The sequence below is a fragment of the Arthrobacter sp. HLT1-20 genome, from assembly GCF_054510895.1.
In genome coordinates, this window is sequence record NZ_JBTNDR010000021.1 from 26,618 (window position 1) to 38,840 (window position 12,223).

13 protein-coding genes, 7 tRNA genes and 1 riboswitch are annotated in these 12,223 nt (G+C 62.2%); of the genes, 10 read left to right on the plus strand and 10 right to left on the minus strand.

The features are described 5' to 3' along the window. Positions 1-39: 39 nt before the first annotated feature. The 5 genes from ACX80Q_RS12155 to ACX80Q_RS12175 all read right to left on the minus strand — a co-directional run bounded on the left by ACX80Q_RS12155 (position 40) and on the right by ACX80Q_RS12175 (position 4,319). A complete protein-coding gene (locus ACX80Q_RS12155; RefSeq protein WP_459330793.1) occupies positions 40-1,101 on the minus strand; it encodes a threonine aldolase family protein in 1,062 nt (353 codons plus the stop codon). A gap of 11 nt (positions 1,102-1,112) precedes the next feature. Continuing rightward, entirely contained in the window at positions 1,113-1,835 is a 723-nt protein-coding gene (locus ACX80Q_RS12160; protein WP_459330794.1) for an SDR family NAD(P)-dependent oxidoreductase, read from the minus strand. Positions 1,836-1,853: 18 nt separating this feature from the next. Next, positions 1,854-3,251: a DUF6421 family protein gene (locus ACX80Q_RS12165; RefSeq protein WP_459330795.1), complete on the minus strand. Its 1,398-nt coding sequence runs from the start codon at positions 3,249-3,251 to the stop codon at positions 1,854-1,856. A 103-nt stretch (positions 3,252-3,354) separates the two neighbouring features. Next, positions 3,355-3,813 (minus strand): peptide-methionine (R)-S-oxide reductase MsrB, encoded by a 459-nt coding sequence (gene msrB, locus ACX80Q_RS12170; RefSeq protein WP_459330796.1) that lies wholly within the window; start codon positions 3,811-3,813, stop codon positions 3,355-3,357. Positions 3,814-3,827: 14 nt separating this feature from the next. After that, on the minus strand, positions 3,828-4,319 hold the full coding sequence (locus ACX80Q_RS12175; RefSeq protein ID WP_459330797.1) for a hypothetical protein: 492 nt from the start codon (positions 4,317-4,319) through the stop codon (positions 3,828-3,830). A gap of 122 nt (positions 4,320-4,441) precedes the next feature. Between ACX80Q_RS12175 and ACX80Q_RS12180 the strand changes: the two genes are divergently transcribed. Next, positions 4,442-5,659 (plus strand): alpha/beta hydrolase family protein, encoded by a 1,218-nt coding sequence (locus ACX80Q_RS12180; protein ID WP_459330798.1) that lies wholly within the window; start codon positions 4,442-4,444, stop codon positions 5,657-5,659. A gap of 18 nt (positions 5,660-5,677) precedes the next feature. Here ACX80Q_RS12180 and ybaK read toward each other — a convergent pair whose 3' ends face one another. The 3 genes from ybaK to ACX80Q_RS12195 form a co-directional block, all read right to left on the minus strand. Further along, complete coding sequence (gene ybaK, locus ACX80Q_RS12185) at positions 5,678-6,178, minus strand: Cys-tRNA(Pro) deacylase (protein ID WP_459330799.1); 501 nt, start codon at positions 6,176-6,178, stop codon at positions 5,678-5,680. A 132-nt stretch (positions 6,179-6,310) separates the two neighbouring features. Continuing rightward, positions 6,311-6,769 carry a SufE family protein gene (locus ACX80Q_RS12190; protein WP_459330800.1) on the minus strand — a complete coding sequence of 153 codons (459 nt, stop codon included), beginning with the start codon at positions 6,767-6,769 and terminating at the stop codon, positions 6,311-6,313. Between the two features lie 44 nt (positions 6,770-6,813). After that, the gene (locus tag ACX80Q_RS12195; protein WP_459330801.1) at positions 6,814-7,734 is read right to left on the minus strand and encodes a sulfurtransferase; all 921 of its coding nucleotides are present in this window, start codon (positions 7,732-7,734) and stop codon (positions 6,814-6,816) included. 188 nt (positions 7,735-7,922) lie between these two features. Here ACX80Q_RS12195 and zapE point away from each other — a divergent pair, with 188 nt between their 5' ends. Further along, entirely contained in the window at positions 7,923-8,978 is a 1,056-nt protein-coding gene (gene zapE / locus ACX80Q_RS12200) for a cell division protein ZapE (RefSeq protein WP_459330802.1), read from the plus strand. Between the two features lie 89 nt (positions 8,979-9,067). Here zapE and ACX80Q_RS12205 read toward each other — a convergent pair whose 3' ends face one another. Continuing rightward, the gene (locus ACX80Q_RS12205; RefSeq protein ID WP_459330803.1) at positions 9,068-9,253 is read right to left on the minus strand and encodes an antitoxin; all 186 of its coding nucleotides are present in this window, start codon (positions 9,251-9,253) and stop codon (positions 9,068-9,070) included. 138 nt (positions 9,254-9,391) lie between these two features. Continuing rightward, positions 9,392-9,453: riboswitch (guanidine-III (ykkC-III) riboswitch) on the plus strand. A gap of 12 nt (positions 9,454-9,465) precedes the next feature. Here ACX80Q_RS12205 and ACX80Q_RS12210 point away from each other — a divergent pair. Next, the gene (locus ACX80Q_RS12210; protein ID WP_459330804.1) at positions 9,466-9,780 is read left to right on the plus strand and encodes a DMT family transporter; all 315 of its coding nucleotides are present in this window, start codon (positions 9,466-9,468) and stop codon (positions 9,778-9,780) included. A gap of 171 nt (positions 9,781-9,951) precedes the next feature. Here the strand turns inward: ACX80Q_RS12210 and ACX80Q_RS12215 are convergent. Next, positions 9,952-10,023: transfer RNA gene (locus tag ACX80Q_RS12215), tRNA-Val, on the minus strand. A gap of 474 nt (positions 10,024-10,497) precedes the next feature. On the opposite strand from ACX80Q_RS12215, the gene ACX80Q_RS12220 reads away from it, so the two are divergent. The 7 genes from ACX80Q_RS12220 (at position 10,498) to ACX80Q_RS12250 (ending at position 12,157) form a co-directional block, all read left to right on the plus strand. Next, a tRNA-Gly gene (locus tag ACX80Q_RS12220) sits at positions 10,498-10,570 on the plus strand. Positions 10,571-10,594: 24 nt separating this feature from the next. Then, positions 10,595-10,668: transfer RNA gene (locus tag ACX80Q_RS12225), tRNA-Cys, on the plus strand. 48 nt (positions 10,669-10,716) lie between these two features. Then, positions 10,717-10,788, plus strand: a tRNA-Val gene (locus ACX80Q_RS12230). A 48-nt stretch (positions 10,789-10,836) separates the two neighbouring features. Then, a tRNA-Gly gene (locus ACX80Q_RS12235) sits at positions 10,837-10,909 on the plus strand. Between the two features lie 79 nt (positions 10,910-10,988). Continuing rightward, positions 10,989-11,060, plus strand: a tRNA-Val gene (locus ACX80Q_RS12240). A 49-nt stretch (positions 11,061-11,109) separates the two neighbouring features. Then, positions 11,110-11,182: transfer RNA gene (locus ACX80Q_RS12245), tRNA-Gly, on the plus strand. Between the two features lie 132 nt (positions 11,183-11,314). Beyond that, positions 11,315-12,157 carry a PD-(D/E)XK nuclease family protein gene (locus ACX80Q_RS12250; protein WP_459330805.1) on the plus strand — a complete coding sequence of 281 codons (843 nt, stop codon included), beginning with the start codon at positions 11,315-11,317 and terminating at the stop codon, positions 12,155-12,157. Positions 12,158-12,223: the final 66 nt, after the last annotated feature.

Genomic DNA, 12,223 nt, shown 5'->3' on the forward strand with positions numbered 1-12,223 from the left:
CCTAAACCTCGGCAGGCGCGCCGCAATCAGGGTGCCGCTCTAGGCTGCCAGCTCCGCCTGCAGGGCGGCCACAAAAGCGTCAACATCTGATTCCTGGGTGTCAAAGGAGCACATCCAGCGCACCTCGCGGGCGGCCTGGTCCCAGTCGTAGAAACGGAACTTCTCCCGCAAACGTTCGGCCACGCCGTCGGGCAAGATGGCAAACACGCCGTTCGATTCGGTGGGCTGGGTGCACTGCACGCCGGGCAAGTCCGCTACGGCTGCCCGCAGCCGGGCGGCCATGGCGTTGGCGTGCGACGCCGACCGCAGCCAGAGGTCATCGGCCAGCAGGGCCAGCAGCTGGGCGGAGATGAAACGCATCTTCGAGGAAAGCTGCATGTTCATCTTGCGCAGGTAAATCAGCCCATCGGTGGCCTGCGGGTTCAACGCCACCACCGCCTCGCCAAACATGATCCCGTTCTTAGTGCCGCCAAAGGACAGGACATCCACGCCGGCGTCGGCGGTGAATTCACGCACGGGAACGCCCAGGTGGGCGGCCGCGTTGGCCAGCCGGGCCCCGTCCATGTGGACCTTCATGCCCAGGGAGTGCGCGTGCTCGCAGATGGCACGCACCTCGGCCGGGGTGTAGCAGGTGCCCAGCTCAGTGGTCTGGGTGATGGAGACGGCCAGCGGCTGGGCGCGGTGTTCATCGCCGAACCCCCACGCCTCCTTGTCAATCAGCTCGGGTGTCAGCTTGCCGTTGTCGGTGGGGACGGCCAGCAGCTTCATGCCACCTACCCGCTCCGGGGCGCCGTTCTCATCCATGTTGATGTGAGCGGTTGCGGCGCACACCACGGCACCCCAGCGCGGCAACAGCGACTGCAGGGCCAGCACATTGGCGCCGGTGCCGTTGAAAACGGGGAACACCTCAACGTCGCGGCCAAAGAGCAGCCCCATCTCCTGGCGCAGACGGGTGGTGTAGTCGTCCTCGCCGTAAGCCACCTGGTGCCCGCCATTGGCCGCGGCCACGGCCGCCAAGACTTCCGGGTGGATGCCGGAGTAGTTGTCCGAGGCGAAGCTGATCACAGCGGGGTCGTGAAGCTGGGTGGAGTCGGGGTTCACAGAGACCTTCTCTAGTTAAGGATGACGCGCGCGCCGTTAAGCTCGCTGGCGTCGGTGGAAAACAGCTCCGCCACGGTGCGGCCCAGCAGGCCCACGTCGGTGAAGCCGGGAAATGTGCGTTCGGGGGAGCGGGCCCGCATGGTGTCATCCACCAGGGCCTTCACCACCAGGACGACGGCGGCACTGGAGTTGGGGGCCCCGCCCGCCCCCGTCTGCTTGCCCGCCTCGGCCTCGAAGCCCTGGGCCACGGCCTGCACCCACGTTTCCGCCGCTGCCTTGATGGCGGCGTAGTTGGCATTGCTGGCGGTGGGTGCCGTGACGGAGGTGGAGGAGACGATGGCCAACCGGCCCACAGGGGACGCCGCAAGGTCGGCAAAGAACGCCTTGCTGGTGTTGCGCATGGTCCCCAGCACCGAGGCGTGCAGGAAGTCCCAGTCGGTGTCGCTTTGTTCGGCGATGCCTGCTCCGCCGCGCCAGCCGCCCACCAGGTGGATGAGCCCGTCAAGCGGGCCAAACTCCGTGTGGACCGTGTCCGCCAATTGGGCCACGGCCGCCGGATCGGACAGCTCACACACCAGGGGGACGGCGCCGGCGGTGAGCGTGGCGGCGGCACTGATGCGTCCGGCGTCGGACCCTACCGTGAGCACGCGCATGCCCGCGCCGAGCAGTTCGCGGGCCACGGCAATGCCGGCGGCGCTGCTGCCGCCGGCAATGAGTACCAGGGGAGTTGTCATGGTTTCTAGAGTACCCACTTAGGCAGCACTGGTACCCGTCATGCCGGAGGTGGACTCAATGACGGCGGCCATTTTCTTGTTCAGGGCCTCGTAAAACATGGACAGCGGGAATTCGTCATCCATGACCTGGTCCGTGATTTCACGCAGCGGTGCTGTCAGCGGCAGGGCATCGGGACCCTTGGCCCAGGTGGAGGCGGGATTCGGGGTCAGGGTGGTTGCCACCAGCTGGTAAGCGGCCAACCAGTGCGCCAGCTTGGGACGGTCGATCGAGCGCCAGTAGAGGTCCTCGATCTCACGACCCAGCGCAATCACCACCTCCGGAACCTGGTCCCAATCGATGGTCAGGCGGGTGTCCGTCCAGTGCAGCACGTGGTGCTGGTGCAGCCAGGCGAAGAGCAGCTGCCCGCCCAGTCCGTCATAGTTGCGGACACGGGAACCGGTGATCGCGAAACGGAAGATCCTGTCAAAGATCACGGCGTACTGCACCAACTTGGCGTGCTGACGGGCTTCGGGGGAGGCGGCCTCGTCATGTTCAATGGCCACCGATTCGCGGTATGCCGTCAAGTCGCAGCGCAGTTCCTCCAGCGAGTACAGGAAGTACGGCATGCGCTGCTTGATCATGAACGGGTCAAAGGGCAGGTCGCCGCGCATGTGGGTCCTGTCGTGGATCAAGTCCCACATGACGAAGGTTTCCTGGGTGAGCGCCTGGTTCTCCAACAGTTCCAGGGCGTCGGCCGGCAGTTCCAGGCGGGTGACCTTGGCGGCCTCGCGCACCACCCGGCGGAAGCGGGCAGCCTCACGGTCCTGGAAGATGGCGCCCCAGGTGAAGGTCGGTGTCTCCCGCACGGCCACGCTCTCCGGGAACAGCACAGCTGAGTTGCTGTCATAGCCGGGGGTGAAGTCAATGAAGCGCAGCGGGACGAAAAGCTTGTTGGAGTAGTTGCCGGCTTCCAGCTCGCCGATGAACTCGGGCCAGATGACCTCCACCAGAACGGCTTCCACCAGGCGGGAGGTTGAGCCGTTTTGGGTGTACATGGGGAACACCACCAGGTGACCCAGGCCGTTGATCCGGTGTTCCTGCGGGTTGAAGGCCAGCAGTGAGTCCAGGAAGTCTGGGACGCCCAGGCCCTGCCCCACCCACGTGTCAAAGTCCTGCACCAAAAGGTGCAGGTATTCGCCGTCGTGCGGGAAGTGCGGGGCCAGGTCCTTGATGGAAACCGTGATGGTTTCGATCAAGGACGCGGCGGCGCCATGATCCTGTGGCTCGGGCACGGAGCCGTCCTTGACTTGCAGCAATGCCAACTGCGTGGCCGCGTTTTTCAGGGCCAGCCAGGCAGGATCGGCTGCCAGCGTGCCGTAGTCAAATGTGCTGGCATCCGTTGTTGCCACGGATGCCGATGCCAAGGAAAGAGTCATGGGATTTGTCCTTTACTACTGTGCGTTCAGGTCTTTTCCCGAGCGTAGCAACGGAACAGCAAATCTAATGTGCAAATGCCTCGAGCATAAGAAACTCTCGTGCTCAGGTGTTTTCTGGTGCTTCTGGCAACAGCGCCACCGGACCCTCACGCAGTTTCAGGCTCACCGAGTTGATGCAAAAACGTTGGTCCGTGGGAGTGCCATAGCCCTCGCCCTCAAAAAGGTGGCCCAGGTGCGAATCGCACGCCATGCACCGCACCTCAATGCGCTTCATCCCCAAGGTGGTGTCATGCAGGTAGCGCACGGTGCCCTCTGCCAGCGGGGCATAGAAGGCGGGCCAGCCGCAATGTGCGGAGAACTTTTCCTTGGAGGTGAACAGTTCGGCGCCACAGGCCCGGCACTCGTAGACGCCTTCCTGGGTGGAGTCCCAGTATTCTCCGGTGTACGGCCTTTCGGTGCCGGCCTGGCGCAGCACCTGATACTCCGCCGGAGTGAGCTCGTTGCGCCATTGTTGCTCGGTCTTTACTACTGCAGGCGTGGCCTGGTTTTCAGAGGTGGTCATAGTTGTTCCAACGTTTAGGAGTCGCCAATAAATCCCGAACCCGAGTACAAATGCAAAACGGGCAGACCGAGCTTGCGCTGTGCCTGATGCGCCCAGTCCTGCCGGAAGGTGTCGGCTACTGCATGGGGGCGGGTGACCACAACTGCCTGCCGGGCACCAGTCTCGGTGACCTTGGCAACCAGGGAGGCAACGGCGTCGCCCACGGCAACGCTGCCGCTGAACTTGACACCGGAAGCCGCCAAGACGGCCAGGGACTCCGCCAGCGTCTCATTGGCCTCGGCACGCACGGCGTCGGCGTCTGGCTTCTCCCGGATTTCACGCAGGGCACCGGGCAGATCCAGCATGGTCAACTGGTCAATGACATCCACAAACAAATTCCGTTTGGTGTCGGCAGGAACCAGCAGCACCAGTTCCACGTCGTCCTCGGGGCCATACAAATCGGAAATGTTGGTCACGTCCACGGCGGTCAGCGGTTCTTCGGTCAGGATGATGATCGTATCGCTCATGGCACCAGCTTAGGCTTCCGTGGACTATAAACAATGCCACGCGGGCAAGTTGTGCGAAGAAAGTTACGGATGTGTCCGGTGTGCCGCTCGACGCGCCCCGGCGTGGTGGGCACAATGGTCCTATGGCTACCTCGGTGCAGCAGTCCAACAAATGGCTTAAATGGGGCGCCCTGGGCGCCGGAGCGGCAGGAATTGGGGCCGCGGTGGTGGTCACGGCCACCTCCGGGCTGGCAGCTTATTTTGCCCGCAGGGTGGTGACACCTGAGAAGCAGCGTGTTGCCGACATCGCCATCCTGGCCGTCATAGCCAACGGCCCCGAGCAGCAGGTGGTGCTTGAGGCCACAGCTGACACCATCATTGAGGGCAGCTACGGCCTGTACTTCAATGACAGCACAGCCCACGCCATCATTGGCCGGATCATTTCCTATGTGCCGCGCGAAGGCAGCATCACCCGCGAGGTGCTCGCCGTCTATGGCGGCGATCTTCGCATGGCAACGGCAGGATGGTGGTCCGGCAACCTGTATTCCCATCCCGAACAGCTGGACCTGCCGTACGAGGATGTCACACTCAACCTGCCGGTTGGCGAGGCGCCGGCCTGGCTGATTCCGGCGCTGAACCCCGGACCCACCTGGGCCATCATGGTCCATGGCCGCGGTGCCACCCGCACCGAAGGATTGCGTGCCATTGCCACGGCGCACCGGCTGGGCATGAGCGCGCTGCTGATGTCCTACCGGAACGACGGCGAAGCGCCAGCCACCCCGGATGGCAGGTACGGTCTAGGCATCACCGAGTGGCAGGACGTGGAGGTGGCCATTGACTTTGCCATCTCCCGCGGTGCCAAGGACGTGGTCCTGTTTGGGAATTCCATGGGCGGGGCCATCAGCCTGCAGGCAGCCGACCAGGCCCGCAACCGCAAGCATGTTCTGGCCATGGTGCTCGACGCCCCCGTCATCAGCTGGGTCAATGTCTTAGCCCACCAGGCCCAGGTGAACCGGATCCCGGACTATATTGGCCGGTACGGCCAGCTCATGCTCAGCCATCCGCTGGGCCGGCGCATCACGGGCCTGGCAGCGCCCGTGGACTTCAAGAGCATGGACTGGGTGGCCCGCGCCATTGAGCTGCGGACGCCGTCGTTGATCCTGCACAGCATTGACGACGACTTTGTCCCCTACGAGCCCACCGCCGAACTCGCCCGGCGCAACCCGGAGATGGTCACTTTTGAACCGTTCAGCAAGGCACGGCACACCAAGGAGTGGAACGTTGACCCGCAGCGTTGGGAAAGCGCCGTGGAAACCTGGCTGCGACCCCGCCTGGGCCGGTACGGGCTGCCGCGAGAGTAGCGCGTTGCGGCGTCCCGCCTAGCCCGGGGCGCCGATCTTGGCCGTGGTCGCCTTGGTCAGGCTGATGAGGTCGGTGGGGGAGAGCTCCACGTCGAACCCACGCCGGCCGCCGGAGACGTAGATGGACTCACTGAGCAATGCCGATTCATCCAACACCGTGGGGGATTGCTGGCGCTGGCCAAGGGGTGAAATGCCGCCCAACACATAGCCTGTGCGGCGCTGGGCTGCGGCGGGATCGGCCATCGTTGCCTTCTTGTGGCCAACCGCCTGGGCCAGGGCCTTCAGATCCAGCATCCCGTTGACCGGGACAATGGCCACCATCAGGGTTCCGGCCACATCCGCCATGAGGGTTTTGAAGACACGCTCCGGCGGGACGCCAAGAACCTCTGCTGCCTCCATGCCGTAGCTAGTGTTGGCGGGATCATGCGCATAGCTGTGGGCGGTGAACGGAACTCCCGCTGCCGTGAGAGCGAGCGTCGCCGGGGTGCCTGCACTGGCGGGCGGGGTCTTTTTGGCCATGCAGACATTATGTCAGCGTGCTACTGCCCTGCGAAAAATCGGGCTGCGGAGAATGCGGCCATGAAAAATGCCCCACCATGTCTCCATTACGAGAGGGAGACATGGTGGGGCATTTCATGAGGACATTTGTTGTTAAGCAGCGGGGCGAACACCGGCAGTGATCTTGCGCTTAACGCGTCCCAACATGGCGGACATGCCGCGCATGCGCAGGGGCGAGATGGCGCGTGTCAGTCCCAATTGCTCAGGCATGTCATCGGGAATGGCCAGGATCTCCGCAGCCGTCAAACCATCCAGTCCCTCGAACAGGACCGAGGCAAAGCCCCGGGTGGTGGGTGCTTCCGGGGGAGCCTTGAAGAAGAGTCGGATAACCTCACCCGTGTCAGTCTGCTCAGACTCAACCGTCAGGAACAGCGGCGACTGGCATTCCATCACCTGTTCCAACAGCTCGGGATGGTTAGTGAGACGTTCGGGCAAGTCCGGCAGGGACCGCGAGAACTCCAGAAGCAGGGTGAGACGGTCGCGCTCCTCTAGTTCCTGGAAATCGTTGACGATCTCGGCCAGTGACGGCGGAAGTGCTGGTGAAGTAGTCATTCTCTAAACAGTACGATTCTTTCTCATAACCCGGTAGCTGGGGATCAGTTGGTCGTGGGCAGTTCGCCACGCTCGGAACCAATGGCGATGGGAACACGGACAGCGTTGCCCCATTCGGTCCAGGAACCGTCGTAGTTGCGCACCGTGTCAAAGCCCAACAGGTACTTCAACGCGAACCAGGTGTGGCTGGAGCGCTCGCCGATGCGGCAGTACGCCACAACGTCGTCGCCGGGAACCAATCCAGCCTCATCCAGGTACAGGGCTTCGAGTTCTTCGCGGCTGCGGTAGCTACCGTCTTCTGCTGCGGCGCGAGCCCACGGGATGGACGCGGCCGTGGGAATGTGGCCGCCCCGCAGGGTACCTTCCTGGGGGTAGGCGGGCATGTGGGTGCGCTCGCCGGTGTACTCCTCGGTGGAGCGGACATCGATCAGCGGCTTGCCCAGGTGTGCCAGCACGTCATCCTTGTAGGCGCGGATGGGGGCGTCGTTGCGTTCCACCACCGGGTAACCGGCGGAGGGGGAGGAGGGTGTGGACTCGGTGGTCAGTTCGCGCCCCTCGGCAATCCACTTGTCGCGGCCGCCGTCGAGCAGGCGGACATCTTCGTGGCCGAACAAGGTGAAAACCCACAATGCGTAGGCAGCCCACCAGTTGGACTTGTCGCCATAGACAACCACCGTGGTGTCGCGCGAGATGCCCTTGGCGGTGGAGAGGAGGGCAAAAGCCGCGCCGTCGATGTAGTCCCGGGTAACGTCGTCGTTCAGGTCAGTGTGCCAGTCAATCTTGACCGAGCCGGGGATGTGGCCTGTCTCGTACAGCAGCACGTCCTCGTCGGACTCCACCACCACTAGGGCGCCGTCTGCCGTGGCACCGCTGGCCAGGGCGTCCGCGAGCCACTGCGTGGAAACCAGGCGCTCCGGGTGGGCGTAGGCGGCGAATTTCTCGTTTGATTCAACTGCAATAGGCATGATGCCCCTTCGTATAAAGCGTGCCGCCGCGAATTGAGGTGCGGCGGCTGTTCCTGACTATCAGCGTAACCAGTTGGGGCTCGCTTTACTTCCCGGCCGTTAACGCAAGGCAATATGGGGTGGGTATTCTTGTATCCGTGATGCGCCTATCACGAACGCCTGAAAATTTTTGATGATGGGAAACATCCTTGGTACACGTTGAGCAACTTTCCACCCGCCGCCCGGCAGTTTCGGTGGAGGAACTGCTGGCGGGATTCGTCCCGTCGCCGCGTTTTGGTGAGGTTGCCTTCGCCACCTACCGCCCGGACCCTTCCCAGCCCTCACAGGCCGAGGCCGTGACCATGCTGCAAGAATTTGCTGCCGGCGCCGCGCACAAGCCCGCCACCGGCCTGCGGAAACTCTTCGGCGGAAAGCCCAAGGTCCCCGCCGGTCGCGCCGGAATCTACCTCGACGGCGGCTTTGGCGTGGGCAAGACCCACCTGCTGTCCTCCCTGTGGCACCAAGTGAAGGGCCCCAAAGCTATCGGCACCTTCGTTGAGTACACCAACCTGGTGGGCGCCTTGTCCTTCCGCAAAACCGTCGAGGCGCTCAGTGCCTACAAGCTGGTCTGCATTGACGAGTTTGAGTTGGACGATCCCGGAGACACCGTGCTGATGTCGCGTCTCATGCGTGAACTGGCCGACGCCGGTGTGAAGCTCGCTGCCACCTCCAACACCCTGCCGGGGTCCCTGGGCGACGGGCGCTTTGCGGCCGTTGACTTCCAGCGCGAGATCCAGGTGCTGGCGGACCAGTTCGAGATCCTGCACATTGACGGGGAAGACTTCCGCCACCGCGGCCTGCCCACCCCTCCGGAGCCGGTTGCCAACAGCGACCTGGATGCGCGCATGCGCCAGGACTTTGCCGGGCGCACAGTGGCCGTGGATGACTTTGGCACGCTGGTTGACCACCTGGCCGGCGTCCACCCGTCGCGGTACCGCCAGATGCTCGCCGGCATTGACGCGGTGGTGTGGCGCAACGTCCACACCATCACCGAGCAGTCCGTTGCGCTGCGTTTTGTGGTGCTGGCCGACCGGCTGTACGACAAGGATGTGCCGATCCTGGCCAGTGGAGCTCCCTTGGATCAGCTGTTCACCCCGGAAATGATGGCCGGCGGCTACCAGAAAAAGTACTTCCGTGCCGTTTCGCGACTAACGGCGCTGGCCCGTGAGGCCCAGGAACTGAGTGTGCCCGCGCCCGTGGGGTAGCCGGCTCGGCGCTTAAACGCGGAAGGCGTCGGTGCCGTCTCTCGACGGGACCGACGCCCCCTTGACGCTCTGATCAAGAGCGAAGTGAGTTACTTTGCTGCGCCGTCTACAAAACCTGACGCGGCCTGCTGCGCTGAGTCGATCTGGTCCTTGAACTTGTCACCAGTCTTCTCATCGACAAAGTCACCAACTTTTTCAATGCCATTCTTGATGGCGTCTTCCTTGCCGGCGATCAGTCCCTCAGCCTTGCCCTTGATATCGTCAAAAATAGACAATAGGCACCTCCCTTCGCTCCTGGGGTCTTTTGCGCCCCAACTTTTTCCAGCCTAGTGGGTGAGGACATGTTGTCAACCGTATTTTTGCTGGCAGTTTGCCGTATCTTTTTTGCTCCCCCGCTAGATGTGCCAGACTGGATGATGCCAGATGGCACCCGGACGAGGTGCGCCGTACCCGGCCAGCGACAAGACGGCGTCTAGGAGAAAAAGTCATGGCCTGGATTATTTTGATCGTCTCGGGATTGCTCGAGGCTGTGTGGGCCACGGCCCTGGGAAAGAGCGAGGGCTTTAGTAAATTAGCCCCCAGCATTGTGTTTGTTGTGGCGTTGATTGCCAGCATGGCCGGGCTTGCCTGGGCCATGCGCACCCTCCCCATTGGGACCTCGTACGCGGTGTGGGTGGGCATTGGCGCAACGCTAACGGTTGCCTACGCCATGATCACCGGCACGGAAGCCGTCTCACTGCTGAAGATCCTGCTGTTGCTGGGCCTGGTGGGCTGCATCGTGGGGCTCAAGCTCGCCCACTAACCCTTCGAAATGGCGGGCCCGGCACGCCGCGCTGCCGAAGTGGTGATTCGCTGTTGATATATGGGCAGCGAATTGCCACATCGGCAGCGCTCTGCCCCCGCAGCTCGTTTTGGGCACGAAAAAGCCCCTCTGGTCAGCGTTGGTGCTGATCAGAGGGGCTTTATCTTTGGGTGGGCGATACTGGGTTCGAACCAGCGACCTCTCCGGTGTGAACGGAACGCGCTACCACTGCGCCAATCGCCCAAGATGAACTGCATAATCGCCAAGCGATACATGCGCGTTCCTGTGGTGCGTTCAAAACAATAGCTCAAACTTTCCCGTGCTCATAATCGCCCGTTTTCTCATGCAGTGCTGCCACACGCTGTCTCCGCAGCGTGCGTACCGATCGCCCCACTACTGCGGCACCCAAGGTGGCCTAAAAGCAGTGGGCGAGTGGCCGGCGTCGAACATTAATAGTGGAAATGTGACGAGCGCCTCACGGGAAATTGTGGGTGAACGTGGCAAAAACACCCCGAAAACGCCCAGGAATCACATGGTTGTAATTCGAATGAAAGTGCCATCCGCCGCGCCATCTCAACGATCTTGAGTGACTGTCACGGCCAGGGCGCTCAGGAGTGCGTGGTCGATTTGGTGATTGGGAAAGGCCTCGGGTATTGTTTTTACCGCAGCAACACGGACTACCGAAGCGGAGACGCAAACGGAGAAAATGTTACTCATGCGGTTGTAGCTCAGCTGGTAGAGCACCACCTTGCCAAGGTGGATGTCGCGAGTTCGAATCTCGTCAACCGCTCGCATGACACAGTTCAGTATTCATGGTGGGGTGGCCGAGAGGCGAGGCAACGGACTGCAAATCCGTGCACACGGGTTCGAATCCCGTTCCCACCTCCAGTTTGACTGACACAAGGTATTTTGCTGTATAGTTCAGCGGGATGCATTGGGCGATTGGCGCAGCGGTAGCGCGCTTCCCTGACACGGAAGAGGTCACTGGTTCGATCCCAGTATCGCCCACGAATGAGCCTAGCTCGTTCAGCTGATGCAAATCAGTAAGCAGTAAATGCGGTTGTAGCTCAGCTGGTAGAGCACCACCTTGCCAAGGTGGATGTCGCGAGTTCGAATCTCGTCAACCGCTCGGATGTATGCAAAAAAACTGCCGGAATCCTGTTGGATTCCGGCAGTTTTATGCGGTGCTCTGTATTTTGGCGCACTTTGGGCGATTGGCGCAGCGGTAGCGCGCTTCCCTGACACGGAAGAGGTCACTGGTTCGATCCCAGTATCGCCCACGAATGAGCCTAGCTCGTTCAGCTGATGCAAATCGGTACAGCAGTAAATGCGGTTGTAGCTCAGCTGGTAGAGCACCACCTTGCCAAGGTGGATGTCGCGAGTTCGAATCTCGTCAACCGCTCAATAAAGAAATGCCGGAATCCACAGGGTTCCGGCATTTCTGTTTAACCCGTGAGCTTACGCTGGGTGGACTTATCCACAGCTGAGCCCCCTAGTGCGCCGCGGTGTCCGACGGTAGTGGAATAGTAGAGGTATGACAGCACCAGCTTTGGCACACAGCACCGAATTGGGGCGCATGTACGCCCGTTCCCTGCAGGACCCGCCCAAGGTCCCTTCCATCACCACGGTCATTGGCCAGCAATCCAACACCCTGGACGGCTGGATTGGTTACATGGCGGCAACCGCCGTGGCGAAACACCCTGATCTGGGTGCCGCCGTGGGCAATCCGGGTCAGTTGCGCACAGTGGTGCGGGACAGCTCCAACGCGGCTGAGCAGTTCCGCGACGCGGCGGCGGCCCGTGGCGACAGGGTGCACAACTACTGCGAACAGGTGGCCCTGCGCGCCCTGGACAGGCCACACCAATTGGCGGAGGCCCGTGAGGCCCTGGCCGAGCAGGGCGAAGAAAACTTCGCCCTGCGTTTTGACACGTGGTGGGAGGACTACCAGGTCAAGCCACTGGCCCCGGAGGTCACCGTCTGGAATGAAACACTGGGCTATGCCGGGACCCTGGACCTGGTGGCCACCATTGGCGGCAAGCTCTGCATCATCGACTACAAAACCAAGGGCACCGACAGGAACGGACAGGTCAAGAGCCTAGATGCCAAGGTGGTCATGCAGTTGGTTGCCGGCATGAAGGCCGAGGAGTCCGTTGTTGACGAATCCGCCGGCACCTGGGAACCCTGGAAGTACGGTGCTGACCCCATCCTGCTCGGCGTTGCCATCGGCGAAACCGAAGTCCGCACACTGCGGGCCAACCCTGAAGTGCTCAAGGCCCACTGGTTTAAGTTCGCCTCGCTGCGCCGTGTGTGGCAAACCTCATTGGATGCCGCCGCCGCAGGGACACCTTTGCTGGAAATTTCGCCGCCCGGACGTTGAGCGCCAACTAGACTTAGAAGCCCCAGCATTCCCCTGAACCGGAACGCATCAATTCCAAAGTGAGGT